This window comes from Neisseria sp. HMSC03D10 (assembly GCF_001807625.1).
Classification (GTDB): Bacteria; Pseudomonadota; Gammaproteobacteria; order Burkholderiales; family Neisseriaceae; genus Neisseria; species Neisseria mucosa.
Genome location: NZ_KV789532.1, coordinates 45,436 through 61,950 on the forward strand (window position 1 = coordinate 45,436; position 16,515 = coordinate 61,950).

Sequence of the window (16,515 nt, forward strand, 5' to 3'; positions counted from 1 at the left end):
TTGTCCTGATTTAAATTTAATCCACTATACTTCCCTCAAAGGTCGTCTGAAAACCGCTTCATCGCATCGCCCCACACATACGGCTTTCATCAGGAATTCCATTTTCAGACGACCTTCCCAATATGAAATCTTCAGGCTTTGCTATAATCCGCATTTTTTGAGCCACCGCCATGCCGCACGCCCTCGTCCTCCAATTTCCCTCCGCCGAAGCCCTGCCTTCCGCTCTCCTCACCCGCCTGCCCGAGCCTGATTACGCCGATGAAAAGCGTATGCGTTTTATCGTTGAAGAAGGCTTTTCTTTAAACGGGGCAGACGCGGCGTTACTGGACAGCCGTCAAATCGACCACGCCGTTTTGCCCGATAGGGCGTTTGGCGAACTCGGGCTGATTGTCAGCGATATGGATTCGACGCTGATTACCATTGAATGCGTCGATGAAATTGCAGCGGGCGTCGGCCTGAAAGACCGCGTGGCGGAAATTACCGAACGCTCGATGCGCGGTGAATTGGATTTCGAGCAGTCTTTGCGCAGCCGCGTCGCCCTGCTGGCGGGATTGGACGAGCGGGTTTTGGCGGAGGTTTATGAAAACGTTTTGCGGCTCTCGCCCGGCGCGGAATTTTTGCTGGACGAATGTAAGGCGCACGGCGTAAAATTCATGCTGGTGTCGGGCGGATTCACGTTTTTCACCGAAAGGCTGCAACAACGCCTCGGCTTCGAATACCAACACGCCAATATTTTGGAAATTGAAAACGGCAAGCTGACAGGTCGTCTGAAAGGCAGAATCATCGACGCGCAGGCCAAGGCGGATTTATTGCGCGAATACCGCGACCGCCTCGGATTGCAGCCGCATCAGGTTTTGGCGATGGGCGACGGTGCGAACGATATTCCGATGCTCAAAGAAGCGGGCGTAAGCGTGGCTTACCGCGCCAAACCGAAAGCGCAGGCAGTCGCCGATGCCTGCATCAATTTCGGCGGGCTGGAGCGCGTCAGGGGTTGGTTTAAATAAACCCGCCGGTATCGTTTGTCAGGAGTTTCCCGTTAAAACAAAGGTCGTCTGAAAAATTTTCAGACGACCTTTTTGCTGTTTGAAATATCGTAATGACTGTAAACGGAATGCCAAGGGACACGCCGTATCAACATACCAAAACAGGTTTGCACCCTGCTCCTGAACACAGCCCTCTTTATTCCCGTAACAGCCTTATCCCTTCTTCCTACCAAACGGGAACGTAGGCAATTAATCAACACGGTTATTACTATTATTCAAATAATTTAATTATGCCTCAAAAATATTGACTTAAATTAAATAAAACCGTTTTCTTACTCACAAACTGCCTGACATTCTTTATACTACCAAAGTATTAATTAACTACGCACAATGAACTAAACCAATAAAAGGAGCTCTAAGAATGAAACACCAGCTACTCCTTCTGCCAATTGCCTTAGCCGTATCCCAGGCTTGGGCGGACACAGACCCCGTTCCCGAAGAAACTGTTATCCTTTCCCCCGTTACCGTCACCGGCACACAACAACAAAAAGCCAATAGCGTTACTTTCAACCCCAAAGCTGCTTTGCAACCCCTCCCTGCCGGAGACGGTGCGGACCTTTTACAATCCGTGCCCAACATGAGCATCATCCGCAAAGGCGGAAGCTCGGGCGATCCATTGTTCCGCGGTTTGGGCGGTTCGCGCCTGTCGATTAACGCAGACGACCAGTTTATTTACGGCGGCTGCAGCATGCGTATGGACCCGCCGACTGCCTACATCCACCCGAATTCTTTCGACAAAGTCGTCGTCACCAAAGGCCCGCAAACCGTAACCCAAGGCATGGGTTTGGTCAGCGGCTCGGTACAATTCATCCGCAAAGACCCTGATTTCAGCGAAAAACCCTACAACATCAACGCCTCCCTGACCGCAGGCAGCAACGACCGCCGCGACGGTTCGCTTGAAGCCGAGTTCGGCGGCAAATACGGCTACGTCCGCAGCAATATTTCCCATAACGAAGCCGGCGACTACAAAGACGGCTCAGGCAAACGCGTCCACTCCCATTTCAAACGCGACAGCCAAATGCTGCAACTGGGCATCACCCCGACCGAAAACACCACCATCGCAGGCACATACGAACGCAGCAGGGCCAAGGTCGCCTACGCTGACCGCATGATGGACGGCAGCAAATTCGACCGCGACGCATGGAACGTCCGCTTTACCCAACGCAACCTCACCCCTTGGTTCAGCGAACTCGAATTGCGCTACGGTGAAAGCGAAATCGACCACGTCATGGACACATACAGCCTGCGCACCATCCGCAATCCCGCAGGCAAACAGATTAAAAACGCCAACAACCCCAAACGCAACACCGACACAGGTCGTCTGAAAACCACCTTCGATTGGGATAATCTCAACCTGCAAACCGGCGTAGATTATATGGACGACGTACACGTCGCCCGCATGGAACGCGGCGGCGACGGTTACAGCCACAAGCCTTTTATGCCCAACCAAAGTTTCAAACAATGGGGCGTTTTCAGCGAAGCCGCTTGGCAGCAAACCGACAAACAACGTTGGGTAGCAGGCTTGCGCCACGACCGTGTCAAAGCGGATTATGATTCCGCAGACGTAACCGATCCCGCCTTGAAACATCAGAAATTCAACTTGAATTCCGGTTTCTTACGTTGGGAACGTGATACGGATAACGGCTTGAAATACTACGCCGGATTCGGTATCGCCGAACGCTCGCCCGACTACTGGGAACGTCTGCGCGCCAAAAAGAAAATCATCCATCCCGAACAAAACCGCCAAATCGATGCGGGCATCATCTGGAAACGTCCTAACCTCCATGCCTCTGTATCCGTATTCGGCAGCAATGTCAAAAACTTCATCATACTCGAACGCCAAGGCATGGATTTAGGCGTACGCAACGTTAAAGCCTCTCGTTTCGGCGGCGAAGCCGAAGTCAAATGGACGTTTGCACCTAATTGGGAAATCGGCAGCAGCCTCGCCTACACCCACGGCAAAAACCGTACCGACGGCAAACCTTTGGCGCAAACCCCGCCGCTCGAGTGGAACAACACCCTCGCCTTCGACAACGGCAAATTCAGCGCGGGCGCGTTATGGCGCGTTGTAGCGAAACAAAACCGTTACAGCAAAGGTCAAGGTAACATCGTCGGTCAGGACATCGGCGCCTCTTCCGGCTTCGGCGTACTCTCGCTCAATGCCGGCTGGAAATTCAGCAAATACGCCACCTTGCAGGCTGGTATAGACAACGTGTTCAACAAAACCTACGCCGAATTCGTCAGCAAAGGCGGCGACCCTTCAGCAGGCACGCAAACCTTGCGCGTCAACGAACCCGGCCGTACCGCTTGGTTGAGGCTGCAAGCGAAATTCTGATGTTGAGTTGAGAAAGAAAAAGGTCGTCTGAAAACCCGATTGTGGGTTTTCAGACGACCTTTAGTTTTCCAACGCATCAAAACGGCTATTTGCCTGCTTTCAGCGATTGCCACAAGCGGACGCTCAGGCGGCTTGCATCTGTTGATTTGGGCGATACGATGAAACTTTTATCCATCAATTCCTTGGTCGGGAAGATAGACGCATCGCCGGTATATTTTTCGTCCATCAATGCACGGGCAGGGCGGCTGGCGGGGGCGTAGGTAACGAAATTGCCGTTTTGTGCCGCGACTTCGGGATCGAGCGTGTGGTTGATGTATTTGTGCGCATTGGCGGTATTTTGGGCATCGCGCGGAATCATCAGGGAATCCACCCAGATGCCGACGCCGCTTTTGGGTGCTAACACTTCGATTTCGACGCCGTTCTTCGCTTCTTGCGCGCGTGTTTTGGCGATGTTCAAATCGCCGCCGTAACCGACTGAAACGCAAAGGTTGCCCGCCGCCATATCGTCAATATAGCCTGACGAAGTGAAGCGTTTGATGTCGGGACGCACTTTTTTCATCATGTTGACGGCGGCTTTGATGTCGTCAGAGTTTTCGGTATTCGGGTCTTTGCCTAAATAATGCAGCGCAAGTGGGATTTGTTCGATGGCGCTGTCAAAATAGCTGATGCCGCAGGATTTCAGCTTTTTGGTGTATTCGGGATTGAACACCAAATCCCATTCGTTTTCGGGCAATTGCTCCGTCCCTAAGGCTTTTTGAACCAGTTTTTTGTTGATGGCGAGCGTGTTGATGCCCCAGAAATAAGGGACTGCGTATTGGTTGCCCGGATCGACTTTTGCCATCATGGCAAGCAGGTCGGCATCGATATTGGCGTAGTTCGGGATTTGGCTTTTGTCGATTTTTTGATACGCGCCGGCTTTGATTTGGCGTCCGACGTTGGCAATGGACGGCGCAACGAGGTCGTAACCGGATTTGCCGGTCAAAAGCTTGGCTTCGAGGGCTTCGTTGCTGTCGTAGTAGTCGTAGCGGACGTTGATATGCGTATTTTTTTCGAACGCTTCAAGCGTGGCGGGATCGACGTAGTCCGACCAGTTGTAGATATTGAGCTTGTCGGAGGCGGTATGGGAAGAAGGTGCGGAAGATTCTGCGGCGGTTTGTTGGCCGCCGCTACATGCAGTCAAGACGAGGCCGATGAGTGCCGCCGCCATTGAAATTTTTTTCATGGGTACAGTCCTTTTGTGGAAGGGGGGATTGTTGCAGCGGCGGCAGTCAGTCAAGCGCAGACTGTCCGCATACAAAAGGTTAACTGTGGGGGCGGCCGGCATATGCCTCGGGCCCTTGATTCAGCAGGTTCGCATTAAACGGCAAAATCCCTGTCGGCGCAATAGGTTAGACGGGGAAATTTCTTCGTTTTTTCATTGCTTTCCGCTATGGTTTTCTTCATAAACAAAAAAATATTCAGACGACCTGTTACATACTAGCCACACATAAATTTTCCCTATCAGCACACCCATGCCCTTTGCCTAAAACCCATGTTATTTGTTATACTTTTTGAGAACTATTTTTAATTAAATCAAATCCGAATCCCTGCATGACTACCCCTGACTCCGCCACCGTAGCCGACCACACCCGCCAATGGCTCGAAAAAGCCGTCATCGGACTCAACCTCTGCCCCTTCGCCAAAGCGCCGCACGTCAAAAACCTCGTGCGCATCAGCGTCAGCCAAGCACGCCATCTGGACGGTTTCCTCGAAGACTTAGACCGCGAATTGCAGCTTTTGGGCGACACGCCCGCTGACGAGCTGGAAACCACCCTACTTGTCCACCCGACCCTTTTTCCCGATTTCGACACCTTCAACCAAATGCTCGACATTGCCGATGCCGCCGTTGTGGACAACGGTTTGGAAGGCATTGTCCAAATCGCCCCGTTTCATCCCGATTTCCAATTTGAAGGCACGGATTCAGACGACATCGGCAACTACACCAACCGCTCGCCCTACCCCACCCTGCACCTCATCCGCGAAGACAGCATCGCCAAAGCCGCACAAGCCTTCCCCGACGCCTCCGCCATTTTCGAGCGCAACATCTCCCTGCTCGAAAAAATGGGACACGAAGGCTGGGACAAGCTCGATATTCCCCGCTGCCCGTTTGATCACGGCAAAACCAAAGCATCCGAATAAGATTTCCAACAAAACAACATGATTCGCTACTTACTCATCTTTTGCGGCGCAGTTTCCTTTCTCTTAGGCATCATCGGCATTTTTCTGCCGATTATGCCCACCACCCCCTTCATCATCCTTGCCGCCGCCTGCTGGGCAAGAGCCTCGCCCCGTTTCCACCGCTGGCTGCACCAACACCGCTATTTCGGCCCCATGGTACAAAACTGGGAAAACAACGGCGCCGTCCCGCGCAAAGCCAAAATCTTCGCCATCAGCATGATGAGCCTATCCTGCATCTTCATGTTTTGGCGCTTTCCCGAAAAATGGTGGATAGGCGCGGCGTCCACATTGGGCTGCGGCTGCGTCGCCGTCTGGATGTGGCTGCGTCCCGAACCCTGATTCGTATCCAAAACACAAGGTCGTCTGAAAACGCAGTTTCCGTTCCGAAACCGTATTTTCAGACGACCTTTTGTCATTTCAAACCATCGGTTTTAAAATATCCGCAACACAAACTGCCAAAAGGAAAACCGCCATGGCACAATTCTTCGCCATCCACCCCGACAACCCGCAGGAACGCCTGATCAAACAAGCCGCCGACATCGTCCGCAGCGGCGGAGTCATCGTGTACCCCACCGACTCCTGCTACGCGCTCGGCTGCAAACTCGGCGACAAAGCCGCGATGGAACGCATCCTCGCCATCCGCAAAATCGACTTGAAACACCACCTGACCCTCATGTGCGCCGATTTGAGCGAATTGGGCACTTACGCCAAAGTCGACAACGCCCAATTCCGCCAGCTCAAAGCCGCTACCCCGGGCAGCTACACCTTCATCCTGCAAGCCACCAAAGAAGTCCCCAACCGCACGCTGCACCCGAAACGCAAAACCATAGGCCTGCGCGTTCCCGACAACAACATCGCTCTGAGCCTGTTGCAGGAATTGGGCGAGCCGCTGCTCAGTTGCACCCTGATGCTGCCCGAAGACGACGAGCCGCTGACCGATCCTTACGAAATCCGCGACCGCCTCGAACACAGCGTCGATTTGGTGATTGACGGCGGCTGGTGCGGTACCGAGCCGACCACCGTCATCGACATGACCGACGGTACCGAACTCATCCGCCAAGGCAAAGGCGACACCGCCCTATTCGGTCTGTAAACCCAAAAACTAAAAGGTCGTCTGAAAACCCGAATCAGTTTTCAGACGACCTTTTTGCTTTTTAAACCAACGGCGTCAAATATCCAATTGAGCCGTATCGCCTTCTCGTTCCATCCATGCGCGGCGGGCGGCGGCTTCGCCTTTGCCCATCAGTTTGACGAAGATGTCGCGTGTTTCGTCATCCGCGCCTTCGGGGATTTGCACCTGCAACAGGCGGCGGGTGTCGGGGTGCATGGTGGTGTCTTTGAGCTGGTCGGGGTTCATCTCGCCCAAGCCTTTGAAACGGCTGATGGAATAGGCGGTTTCTTTGACGCCTTCTTTTTGCAGCCGCTCCAAAATGCTGTCGAGTTCGTTTTGGTCGAGGGCGTAGAATTTGCGGGCGGGTTTGCTTTTGCCTTGTGCGTTGACATCGACGCGGAACAGCGGCGGCTGGGCGACGTAGATGTGTCCGTCGGCGACCAGTTTCGGGAAGTGGCGGTAGAACAGGGTCAGCAGCAAAACTTGAATATGCGAGCCGTCCACGTCGGCATCGGACAGGATGGCGATTTTGCCGTAGCGCAGGCCGCTTAAATCGGGATGGTCGTTGATGCTGTGCGGATCGACGCCGATGGCGACGGAAATGTCATGGATTTCGGCGTTGCCGAAAAGCTGGTCGGGGTGGACTTCAAAGCTGTTGAGCACTTTGCCGCGCAGGGGCAGGATGGCTTGTGTGGCTTTGTCGCGGGCGAGTTTGGCGGAACCGCCGGCGGAATCGCCTTCGACGAGGAAGAGTTCGTTTTCGCGGATGTCTTCGCTTTCGCAGTCGGTCAGTTTGCCGGGCAGGACGGCGACGCCGCTGCCTTTTTTCTTTTCGATTTTCTTAACCGAACGCATCCGCGCCTGTGCCTGACGGATGGCGAGTTCGGCGATTTTTTTGCCGAAGTCCACGTTTTGGTTCAGCCACAATTCCAAAGGGTCGCCCGATACGGCGGCGACGAGTTTCAGCGCGTCGCGGTTGGTCAGCTTGTCTTTGGTCTGACCTTGGAATTGCGGGTCGAGGACGCGGGCGGAGAGGACGAAGGCGGTTTTGCTGAACACATCGTCGCTTTGTACTTTTACGCCGCGCGGTAAAAGGTTGTGCAGGTTGATGAAGTTGTTGACGGCGTTGAACACGGCTTGTTTCAAGCCTGCTTCGTGCGTGCCGCCCAGCGGGGTGGGGATGAGGTTGACATAGCTTTCGTTGGCGCACGAGCCTTCTTCCAGCCAGGTCAGGGCAAAGGCGGCGCCTTCGCCGATGCTGAAATCGCCGTTGTGGTCGTCTGAAATGTAGTTTTCGCAGGAAAACAGCGGTACGGCTTCCTGCGCGTCGGCAATCAGGTCGGTCAGATAGCTTTTCAGGCCGTCGGGGTAGTGCCAGGTTTGGGTATGCGCTTCGTCTTCGCCTTTGACCGGACGGGTCAGGGAAACGCGCACGCCCGGCAGCAGCACGGCTTTGGCGCGCAGCAGGCGTTCGAGTTCGGGGATGCTGTAATTCGGGCTTTCAAAATATTTGCCGTCCGGCCAAACGCGCACTTCGGTGCCGCTGTCTTTGACGGCGCATTTGCCCACTTCCGCCAACGGTTCGACCACGTCGCCGCCGGCAAACACGATGCGGTGGATTTTGCCTTCGCGTTTGACGGTTACTTCGAGGCGGGTGGAGAGGGCGTTGGTGACGGATACGCCTACGCCGTGCAGGCCGCCTGAAAAGGCATACGCGCTGCCGCCGTCTTTTTTGTTGAACTTGCCGCCCGCGTGCAGACGGGTAAACACAAGTTCGACCACGGGCACGCCTTCGACAGGGTGCAGCCCGACGGGAATGCCGCGCCCGTTGTCGTGTACGGAAAGCGAACCGTCGTCGTGGATGCGCACGTCGATTTCAGTGGCGAAACCGCCCAACGCCTCGTCCGCCGCGTTGTCGATGACTTCTTGGCAGATGTGGGTCGGGCTGTCTGTGCGTGTGTACATGCCGGGACGTTCTTTGACCGGCTCCAAGCCTTTGAGGACGGTGATGCTGGATTCGCTGTATTGGTTGTTTTTAGTCATAGGGGAAGAGGTCGTCTGAAAGGAAGAACAACGCTTTCAGACGACCTGAAAGCGTTGCGTTTCGTTGTTTTATCGGTTGTCAACAGGCAGGCGCGCGGTAAAGTCTTCGTAGCTTTCCATGCCGCGCAGGAAGCGGGAGGAGAGTTCTTTTAATGCCCCCAAGTAAACGTCGCGTTTGAAATCAATCACTTCGTCAACGGGAGCCCAATATTGGTGCCAACGCCAGCCGTCAAATTCGGGATGGTGGCAGGCGCGCAGATTGATGTCGCTGTCGCGCCCGACCAGCCGCAAAAGATACCAAATCTGCTTTTGTCCGCGATACGAACCGCGCCATTCGCGGCGTACCCAGTGGCTTGGCACGTCGTAACGCAGCCAGTCGCGCGTGCGGCCGACGATTTTGATGTGTTGCGGCAATAGCCCGACTTCTTCGTACAGCTCGCGGTACATGGCGGTTTCGGGGCTTTCGCCCGGCTTGATGCCGCCTTGCGGGAACTGCCAAGAATGTTCGCGCACACGCTTGCCCCAAAAGACTTCGTTGCGGTTGTTGATTAAGATGATACCGACATTGGGGCGATAGCCTTCTCTGTCTAACACGGTGTCGCCCTTCGTTAAATTAAAATTAAATCATGCGATTTTCCCATAAATCGGGCAGGTTTGACAAATCGCGAGACCGTATCGGCGGGCATTTGAAACCAGATTCGGCAGGTTCCTTCAAACGCATCTGAAACATATATACTTCCTGCCTTATCTCAATCACCCCTCATGTAATAATATTTCTTTTGAGCCAAAGCAAGGCAGTGCGACCGCATTTTAGGTTTAATACACTATTATTTTTTATCCGATAAGACCGTACACCGGCACCCCTCGACACTGCCCTACCGCGACAGTTTTGCCGTCTTTCAGAAACGGCGTTCCCACCTCAATCCCACTTTAAGGAAAATCATGGCTTCGCGCGATTTATACCCACAGGAAATCTTACAGGTCGTCCTCGATAAAAGCTGTGCCAAGGCACAATCCAGCGTTTCCACGCTGGCGGTTTTGAGCGTTTTGGCAGGCGGATACATCGGTTTCGGTTATCTTGCCTATTTGAAAGTGGTCAGCGGCATTCCGCACGAATGGGGCAGCTTGGCGACTTTACTCGGCGCATCGATGTTCCCCATCGCCTTGATCTGCATCCTGCTCGGCGGCGGCGAGCTGGTAACAAGCAATATGATGATTATGTCTTTGGGGCGTTTGGCGGGGCGGATTTCCACAAAAATGCTGCTGCGCAACTGGGTCGTCGTGTGTCTGGGCAATTTAGTAGGAACGCTGGCGATGGCGTTTTTCCTCGGACACTACGTCGGCATGACCGAAGGCAGCGTGGCGGAAAAAACGATTGCGGTGGCGGAAGCCAAAGTCCATATGGATTTCGGCAGGGCTTTCGTCTCAGCGGTCGCGTGTAACTGGATGGTGTGTATGGGCGCATGGCTGCACTTTGCCGCCAAGCATACGGCGGGGCGGATGTTGGCGATTTGGTTTCCCGTCATGATTTTCGTGTTAAACGGCTTCCAACACCTTGTCGCTAATATGTTCGTCATCCCCGCCGGTATTTTGGCGGGCGCAGACATCACATGGGGGCAGTTTTTCTTCAACATGATTCCCGTGTTTTTAGGCAATGTCTTAGGCGGCGCATCGTTTGTCGGCGCGTCGTACCTTTATACTTATAAAGATACGCTGAAAGATTGTGCCGAGTCTTGAATAGATTGGTATTGAAAAGGTTTAGAAACGCAAAGGTCGTCTGAAAACAGAATTTTGGTTTTCAGACGACCTTTTGTTTCATTCAAATTAATGAGGCAATTCACCACTTCGGATTTTCTTTTTGAAATCCTGAGTTTCCCTGACAATTACTTTCGCCATCAGCAAGAGGGCGATTAAGTTGGGCAAAGCCATCAATCCGTTGAACGTATCCGAAGCGAGCCAAACCAAATCAAGACTCAAGACGGTTCCCAGCATGACCGAGGCGACGTAAAAAACTCGGTAGAGATTCGCGGATTTTTCGCCGAATACATATGCCGCACATTTCTCACCGTAGTAACACCAGCCCAAAATGGTCGAATAGGCAAAGAAAATCAAACCGATGGTAACGACCCAGCCGCCGAAACCGGGCAGCATTTTTTGGAAGGTAACGGTAGTCAGCGCCGCGCCGCTCAATTCCGGTTTGACAAACTCACCGCCCGCGCCGAGCAAACCCATCACCAATACAATTCCCGTAATCGAGCAGACGACGATCGTGTCCAAAAACGTCCCGGTCATGGAAACCAATGCCTGGCGGACGGGATGGTCGGTTTTCGCGGCTGCAGCGGCAATCGGTGCAGAACCCATACCCGCCTCGTTAGAAAACACGCCGCGCGCCACGCCGTAGCGGATCATCGTCCCGATTGCGCCGCCTGCCACAGCCTGCGCGCTGAACGCATCGGAGAAAATCAGTTTGATGGCGGGTGCTAGCAAGCCTGCATTGACGGCAATAATGGCAATGCCGCCTAAAACGTAAAACACCGCCATCGCAGGTACGATAAACGAAGCAGCTTTAGCGATACCTTTAATACCGCCCAAAACAACGATAGCTGTCAGAATGGTCAGGACGACGCCGGTATAGCCCGGTTCCACGCCGAAACTCGTCTGAACGGCCTGCGCAACCGAGTTGGACTGTACCGAACTGCCGATACCGAACGAAGCAAATGTGCCGAATAAAGCAAACGCCAATGCCATCCATTTCCAGTTTTTGCCCAAGCCTTTTTCGATGTAATACATCGGCCCGCCAGACATTTCGCCTTTGGAGTTGGTCACGCGGTATTTCACCGCCAACACGCCCTCGGCGTATTTGGTCGCCATACCGAAAATGGCGGTCATCCACATCCAAAATACCGCACCCGGACCTCCGGTAACCACGGCGGTCGCCACACCTGCAATGTTGCCTGTACCGATGGTGGCGGACAGGGCGGTCATCAAAGCAGCGAAATGGGAAATATCGCCTTCGTGGTCTTCGCCGTCATCCGTTGTTTTCTGCGGCATAAACGCCTGCTTGAGCGCATAACCGAGCATGGAAAATTGCAGGCCTTTGAGCATAACGGTCAACAAAACGCCCGTTCCGACCAACAACACCAGCATAACAGGTCCCCAGACCCAGCCGCTGACTGTTTCAAAAAACGCTTTTAAATTCTCCAAAAATAATTGCATATTTTCTCCTCATTGTGTTTTTAGTATTCGGTCATTTCAACATAAAGCGTTAAAAAACGCAACGGTCTGATGATATGCTCCTTATTTTCTCCATAAATCCAAACTCATCACGTCGGATCTAAATGTAGAGAACATTAAAATAAAAATATCCATCTGACGTCAGCCTGCGCAAATGGAAATCTGTATTTCAACATGATAAAAAGCCGATAAATATCGGCGACTGAAAATACCTGCCCTATCTGCACAAGCATAAAAAAACGAGGTCTTTCTATTTTGATTCACGATTAATTTCAGACGACCTTCTTACCGCTAAAAAACCATCACCCAACATTTAAATCAAACGAACAGGCAAAAAAAGGTCGTCTGAAAGCCCCTTATCTCTTTCAGACGACTCTGAATTCCCGCTTTGTATTGTTTTCGGGTATTTTATTGCAGGGTAAAGCCTGCTTTGAAATCCAGCTTCGGCACGCCGATGATAAAACGCTCGCCGATACTGTCTTCAAACTCGTATGCGCCTTCGATACTGCCCCAAGGCGTGCTGATTTGCGAGCCGCTGTTGTACTCGTATTCCTCACCCGGATACAGGACAGGCTGCTCTTCGATCAAACCGCCGTGTCCGACCTGCCCGATTTCTCCGTGCCCGTCGGTAACTTCCCAAAACCGCTGGCGCAATGTGATAACTTCATTGCTGCGGTTGCAGATGGTGATTTGATAATTAAAAGCATAGCGGTCACGATAAACATCGCTTTGTCCGGCGATATAACGCGGCTTTACACTGATTTCTATATTATTCATTTTGCTTCCCCGTGATGATGCGGTTCTATTTTTATTTAAAAGTGAGTGAAAGTGTGCCTGCCTTATATTTTTTATCAGCAGTCATATATTTAATTGTGTGTGTTTAAAAAATCCAAGATGCCAGCCCTAATACCAGTCCGGTCATCAGTGCGGCGATCAGGTCGTCAAGCATAATACCCAGCCCGCCGTGGATGCGGCTGTCGAACCATTTAATTGGCCAAGGCTTAAGCATGTCGAACAGTCGGAACACGATAAAAGCCGCAAGCCACCAACTCCAGCGGAAAGGCACGAAAGACAAAACCAAAATCATTGCTACGATTTCATCCCAAACGATACCCCCGTAATCCTGTATGCCCAGCTCTTTTTCGGTATACCCGCAAATGCGGACTCCCCAAACAAACATGGCGATACACAATAATGCCAAAACCCAGCCGCCGATTCCGATCAAATGAAGGACAAACGCCAAAGGCAAAGCCGCCAAAGTACCGGTCGTTCCCGGCGCGACGGGAGAAAGACCGCTGCCGAAACCGAAGCCCAAGAAGCATAAAGGACGCTCTTTGAGCCATGTGAAAGTAGGTTTAAATTCAGCCAAAATGATCGAACCCCCGTGAAGTAAGCAATAATTCGCCGCCTTTTTTATCCTTTATTTTCAGACGGCCTGAGTTGTTTGTTTTCCCTATCCTCGTTACCGCCACACCGCATTGCGCTGCTGCGGCAAGGATTTCACTGCGACGGTCTGCGGAAGCGGTAAATACCAATTCATAATCGTCGCCGCCCGACAAGGCGAAAGCCGTCCATTGTTCTTCAGACACCGATGTTCTCAATTCATCGGGAACCGGCAACACATCTGTCGAAATTTCCGCCCCCAACGACGACGCGGTCAGAATGTGCCCCAAATCCTGCGCCAGCCCGTCCGAAATATCTTGAGCTGCATGGGCAAGCGGCAAAAGTGCCAAACCCAAATCTACCCTTGGCTCCGGCCGGAGGAGTTTATCTTCACAAAGTCCGAAGACTTTCGGCGGCAGTGAGCAGTTTTTCAGACGATGGTTTAATGCTGCCGCAGCCATACCGATTTGTCCGGACACCCAAATATCATCCCCTTCTTGCGCCGCATCGCGCCGCAGGGCTTGCCCTTGGGGCAATTCGCCGACGATGGTGATGTTGAATACCAAATCACCTTTGGTCGTATCGCCGCCGATAAGCGTGATGCCGAAACGTTGTGCCAGCAAGAAAAAACTTTCGCAAAACCGCGTCAGCCATTCTTCGTCCAAATCGGGCAATCCCGCACTGAGCAGAACCCATTTTGGAACGGCACCCATCGCCGCCATATCGGATATGTTAACTGCAAGCATTTTCCATGCCAAATCTTCAGGAGAAACATCTGAAAAAAAATGTTTGTCCTTAATCAACATATCGGAACTAAAACACAAATCGAATCCGATACTTGGACGGATAATAGCTGCATCGTCCCCGATACCCAACACCAAACCTTCCGCCTGCTGTTTTTTCAAAAACTGTCTAATAAAGTCAAATTCTGTCATATTTAGTGTAAAAAATTGTCAACTCGTTTACATTACAGGAAACTGTCCGGCAAGACATCTCTTTTATAAATAGCGGTGTTCGTTGCATTATCACAAAAATTCACAACCAAAGGTCGTCTGAAAACACGATTTCGATAAGACGGAATGTTTTCAGACGACCTTTTCTGTTGCCAGCAACATTTCCACATTCCGCTCGGTCGCTTCGGCTATCTCTTCAACGGCAACGCCGCGAATTTCAGCGGCGATGGCGGCGATTTGGCGGATGTTGGCGGGCGTGTTGGTTTCGTTTTTCAGCATATACGGGCTGTCGGTTTCCAAGACGAAATCGGTGTCATTTAAGGTTTTGAGGGTTTCGCGTATTTTTCGTGCGTTCGGGTTGAGCAACAGCGAACCGATGCCGATTTTGAAACCTAATTTCGTCAACACGCGCGCTTCTTCCGCGCTGCCTGAAAACGCATGGACAATCCCGCCTTGGGCAAAGCCTGTCTGCTTGACGGCGGCGGCAATGTCGGCGGTGGCTTTGAGATTATGGATAATCACGCGGCGGTGCAGGGTTTGTGCGATGGCAAGCTGGTGTCTGAAGACTTGGATTTGCCGTTCTCGCTGCGGCGGCGTTTGGGTTTTGTCGTAAAAATCCAAGCCGATTTCGCCGACCCATGCCGTCGGACGCGCTTGCAATGCTTGTTCCAAACGCTGGAAATCCGGTTCGGAAACGTCGTCTGAAAACCAAGGATGGATGCCGAGCGCGATATGGATGTTGCCCCAAAGCGGGTTTTCAGACGACCTTTGCGCCAAATCCGCCACGTCCTGCCAATCCTGCGGCCGGGTCGCGGGAACGATAAACCGCCCTACCCCTGCCTCCCGCGCGGCGGTCAGGATGTGCGTCAGGTTTTCGCGCAAGGCGGGATCGGCGAGGTGGCAATGGGTGTCGGTGAAGTTCATCGGTTTCACACTAATTTTAGTCTTACCAATTCTTTGTGAACATCTTCCACCCCCCAGCCTTGTGATACGGCGAGGGTCATGAGCGCGGTGGCGGTTTCGAGGTTACATTTGCCGCCGTTGATGATGCCCGAGTTGCGGAACGCGTTGCCTTGCGCGTAAACGGCGGCGGTTCTGCCTTGTCGGACTTGGCTGATGTTGAGCAGCAGTTTTCCTTGCTGCGTAAAGTCTCGGACAGCGCGGATGAAGCCTTCGTCTGCGGGTGTGTTGCCGTGTCCGTAGCTTTGCAGGATAAGGGCGTGGGCGGGAAGCTGTGCGAGTCCGTCCGCAAGTTCTTGGACGGCAAAGCCGGGGATAAGCGTGCGGACGGCGATTTTTGCCTGCGGGTCGGGATAGCGGATTTTGAGGTCGTCTGAAACATCCGCCGTATCTTGGGACGGGACGCAGATATTGTGCCAGCCTTGGGTTTCGTCCCATTCGGCGATGGCGCCGAAATGCGGATTGTCGAAGCCTGCGGCGGTTTCGGTGCTGACTTTGCTGCTGCCGACGGCGGGATAAAGTTTGCCGTCAAAGGCGATGACGGTTTGTTTGAGCTTGAGGCTGAAGGCGGCGACGGCGGTGGAGAGGTTGCGCGGGGCATCACTGTTTTCGGCAGCGTAAGGCCATTGGGAACCCGTCAGGACAATCGGTTTGCCCAAACCTTGCAGGGCGAGTGCGAGGAGGTTGGCGGTGTACGCCATGCTGTCCGTGCCATGCAGTATCAGAATGCCGTCGCAGGAAGGCAGTTTGGCGGCGATGATGTCCAGCCAGTCGCGCCAGTGTTGCAGGGTGACGGAGGAGGAATCAATCAACGGATTGCAGACGTGCCACTCGAAGTCGAGGTCGTCTGAAAAGGGGGAAAGGGCTTGGCTGACAAGCGCGGTATCGGGGCGCAGGCCCTCGCTGCTTTGGGTCATGCCTATGGTGCCGCCTGTGTAGAGGACGAAGATTTTTTGTTTCATGGACATCATCGGGTCGTCTGAAAATAATGATGCGGCTTATTTAACTATATTTCTGACAGGCTGGCAATTTGGCGGCGCAGACGGTTTTCAGACGACCTTGAAATGAAAAAGCACCCCGAGGCTGTCGATATTTGATTTTCCGAGTGGATTTTTATTCACGAAACAGGAAATTCAAAGCGGACGCCGCAACAAACTTGGACAATTTGTGAGGATTGCCAACGCAGAAGATACCGCTTTGGGGATAAAAAGACACGGAAACTATAGTGGATTAAAT

The 16,515-nt window shown here is 52.8% G+C and carries 15 protein-coding genes; 6 read left to right on the plus strand and 9 right to left on the minus strand.

What is annotated here, in order from left to right; genetic code table 11:
* Positions 1-170: 170 nt before the first annotated feature.
* Complete coding sequence (gene serB / locus HMPREF3066_RS05715; protein ID WP_070441098.1) at positions 171-1,004, plus strand: phosphoserine phosphatase SerB; 834 nt, start codon at positions 171-173, stop codon at positions 1,002-1,004.
* A gap of 400 nt (positions 1,005-1,404) precedes the next feature.
* Entirely contained in the window at positions 1,405-3,378 is a 1,974-nt protein-coding gene (locus HMPREF3066_RS05720; RefSeq protein ID WP_070441101.1) for a TonB-dependent copper receptor, read from the plus strand.
* An 85-nt stretch (positions 3,379-3,463) separates the two neighbouring features.
* On the opposite strand, the gene HMPREF3066_RS05725 is transcribed toward HMPREF3066_RS05720, so the two are convergent.
* Positions 3,464-4,600, minus strand: a complete 1,137-nt coding sequence (locus HMPREF3066_RS05725) for a polyamine ABC transporter substrate-binding protein (RefSeq protein WP_070441104.1) — start codon at positions 4,598-4,600, stop codon at positions 3,464-3,466.
* A gap of 368 nt (positions 4,601-4,968) precedes the next feature.
* Between HMPREF3066_RS05725 and HMPREF3066_RS05730 the strand changes: the two genes are divergently transcribed.
* From HMPREF3066_RS05730 to HMPREF3066_RS05740, 3 genes are all read left to right on the plus strand, one after another.
* Positions 4,969-5,556 (plus strand): DUF1415 domain-containing protein, encoded by a 588-nt coding sequence (locus tag HMPREF3066_RS05730; RefSeq protein ID WP_070441107.1) that lies wholly within the window; start codon positions 4,969-4,971, stop codon positions 5,554-5,556.
* Positions 5,557-5,574: 18 nt separating this feature from the next.
* Complete coding sequence (locus tag HMPREF3066_RS05735) at positions 5,575-5,934, plus strand: YbaN family protein (RefSeq protein ID WP_003759957.1); 360 nt, start codon at positions 5,575-5,577, stop codon at positions 5,932-5,934.
* 133 nt (positions 5,935-6,067) lie between these two features.
* Positions 6,068-6,688 carry an L-threonylcarbamoyladenylate synthase gene (locus tag HMPREF3066_RS05740; protein ID WP_039862805.1) on the plus strand — a complete coding sequence of 207 codons (621 nt, stop codon included), beginning with the start codon at positions 6,068-6,070 and terminating at the stop codon, positions 6,686-6,688.
* 75 nt (positions 6,689-6,763) lie between these two features.
* Here HMPREF3066_RS05740 and parE read toward each other — a convergent pair whose 3' ends face one another.
* Positions 6,764-8,749: a DNA topoisomerase IV subunit B gene (gene parE, locus HMPREF3066_RS05745; protein ID WP_070441110.1), complete on the minus strand. Its 1,986-nt coding sequence runs from the start codon at positions 8,747-8,749 to the stop codon at positions 6,764-6,766.
* A gap of 69 nt (positions 8,750-8,818) precedes the next feature.
* The gene (locus HMPREF3066_RS05750; protein WP_003777150.1) at positions 8,819-9,343 is read right to left on the minus strand and encodes an RNA pyrophosphohydrolase; all 525 of its coding nucleotides are present in this window, start codon (positions 9,341-9,343) and stop codon (positions 8,819-8,821) included.
* Positions 9,344-9,691: 348 nt separating this feature from the next.
* Between HMPREF3066_RS05750 and HMPREF3066_RS05755 the strand changes: the two genes are divergently transcribed.
* On the plus strand, positions 9,692-10,486 hold the full coding sequence (locus HMPREF3066_RS05755) for a formate/nitrite transporter family protein (protein ID WP_070441113.1): 795 nt from the start codon (positions 9,692-9,694) through the stop codon (positions 10,484-10,486).
* A gap of 87 nt (positions 10,487-10,573) precedes the next feature.
* On the opposite strand, the gene HMPREF3066_RS05760 is transcribed toward HMPREF3066_RS05755, so the two are convergent.
* The 6 genes from HMPREF3066_RS05760 to HMPREF3066_RS05785 form a co-directional block, all read right to left on the minus strand.
* The gene (locus tag HMPREF3066_RS05760) at positions 10,574-11,965 is read right to left on the minus strand and encodes an alanine/glycine:cation symporter family protein (protein WP_070441116.1); all 1,392 of its coding nucleotides are present in this window, start codon (positions 11,963-11,965) and stop codon (positions 10,574-10,576) included.
* 426 nt (positions 11,966-12,391) lie between these two features.
* Complete coding sequence (apaG, locus tag HMPREF3066_RS05765) at positions 12,392-12,760, minus strand: Co2+/Mg2+ efflux protein ApaG (protein WP_003743457.1); 369 nt, start codon at positions 12,758-12,760, stop codon at positions 12,392-12,394.
* A gap of 103 nt (positions 12,761-12,863) precedes the next feature.
* Positions 12,864-13,352 carry a phosphatidylglycerophosphatase A family protein gene (locus tag HMPREF3066_RS05770; RefSeq protein ID WP_039407457.1) on the minus strand — a complete coding sequence of 163 codons (489 nt, stop codon included), beginning with the start codon at positions 13,350-13,352 and terminating at the stop codon, positions 12,864-12,866.
* On the minus strand, positions 13,345-14,301 hold the full coding sequence (gene thiL, locus HMPREF3066_RS05775; RefSeq protein ID WP_070441119.1) for a thiamine-phosphate kinase: 957 nt from the start codon (positions 14,299-14,301) through the stop codon (positions 13,345-13,347). The genes HMPREF3066_RS05770 and thiL overlap by 8 nt, the downstream gene beginning before the upstream one ends.
* 150 nt (positions 14,302-14,451) lie before the next feature.
* Positions 14,452-15,243, minus strand: coding sequence for a TatD family hydrolase (locus HMPREF3066_RS05780; protein ID WP_070441122.1), 792 nt, complete (start codon positions 15,241-15,243; stop codon positions 14,452-14,454).
* A 5-nt stretch (positions 15,244-15,248) separates the two neighbouring features.
* Complete coding sequence (locus HMPREF3066_RS05785) at positions 15,249-16,241, minus strand: asparaginase (RefSeq protein ID WP_070441155.1); 993 nt, start codon at positions 16,239-16,241, stop codon at positions 15,249-15,251.
* Positions 16,242-16,515: the final 274 nt, after the last annotated feature.

What these genes read in the sequence shown, in the direction of transcription:
- serB (WP_070441098.1), top strand. Translation starts at nt 171, where the DNA reads ATGCCGCACGCCCTCGTCCTCCAATTTCCCTCCGCCGAAGCCCTGCCT.
- HMPREF3066_RS05720 (WP_070441101.1), top strand. Translation starts at nt 1,405, where the DNA reads ATGAAACACCAGCTACTCCTTCTGCCAATTGCCTTAGCCGTATCCCAG.
- HMPREF3066_RS05725 (WP_070441104.1), bottom strand. Translation starts at nt 4,600, where the DNA reads ATGAAAAAAATTTCAATGGCGGCGGCACTCATCGGCCTCGTCTTGACT.
- HMPREF3066_RS05730 (WP_070441107.1), top strand. Translation starts at nt 4,969, where the DNA reads ATGACTACCCCTGACTCCGCCACCGTAGCCGACCACACCCGCCAATGG.
- HMPREF3066_RS05735 (WP_003759957.1), top strand. Translation starts at nt 5,575, where the DNA reads ATGATTCGCTACTTACTCATCTTTTGCGGCGCAGTTTCCTTTCTCTTA.
- HMPREF3066_RS05740 (WP_039862805.1), top strand. Translation starts at nt 6,068, where the DNA reads ATGGCACAATTCTTCGCCATCCACCCCGACAACCCGCAGGAACGCCTG.
- parE (WP_070441110.1), bottom strand. Translation starts at nt 8,749, where the DNA reads ATGACTAAAAACAACCAATACAGCGAATCCAGCATCACCGTCCTCAAA.
- HMPREF3066_RS05755 (WP_070441113.1), top strand. Translation starts at nt 9,692, where the DNA reads ATGGCTTCGCGCGATTTATACCCACAGGAAATCTTACAGGTCGTCCTC.
- HMPREF3066_RS05760 (WP_070441116.1), bottom strand. Translation starts at nt 11,965, where the DNA reads ATGCAATTATTTTTGGAGAATTTAAAAGCGTTTTTTGAAACAGTCAGC.
- apaG (WP_003743457.1), bottom strand. Translation starts at nt 12,760, where the DNA reads ATGAATAATATAGAAATCAGTGTAAAGCCGCGTTATATCGCCGGACAA.
- thiL (WP_070441119.1), bottom strand. Translation starts at nt 14,301, where the DNA reads ATGACAGAATTTGACTTTATTAGACAGTTTTTGAAAAAACAGCAGGCG.
- HMPREF3066_RS05780 (WP_070441122.1), bottom strand. Translation starts at nt 15,243, where the DNA reads ATGAACTTCACCGACACCCATTGCCACCTCGCCGATCCCGCCTTGCGC.
- HMPREF3066_RS05785 (WP_070441155.1), bottom strand. Translation starts at nt 16,241, where the DNA reads ATGAAACAAAAAATCTTCGTCCTCTACACAGGCGGCACCATAGGCATG.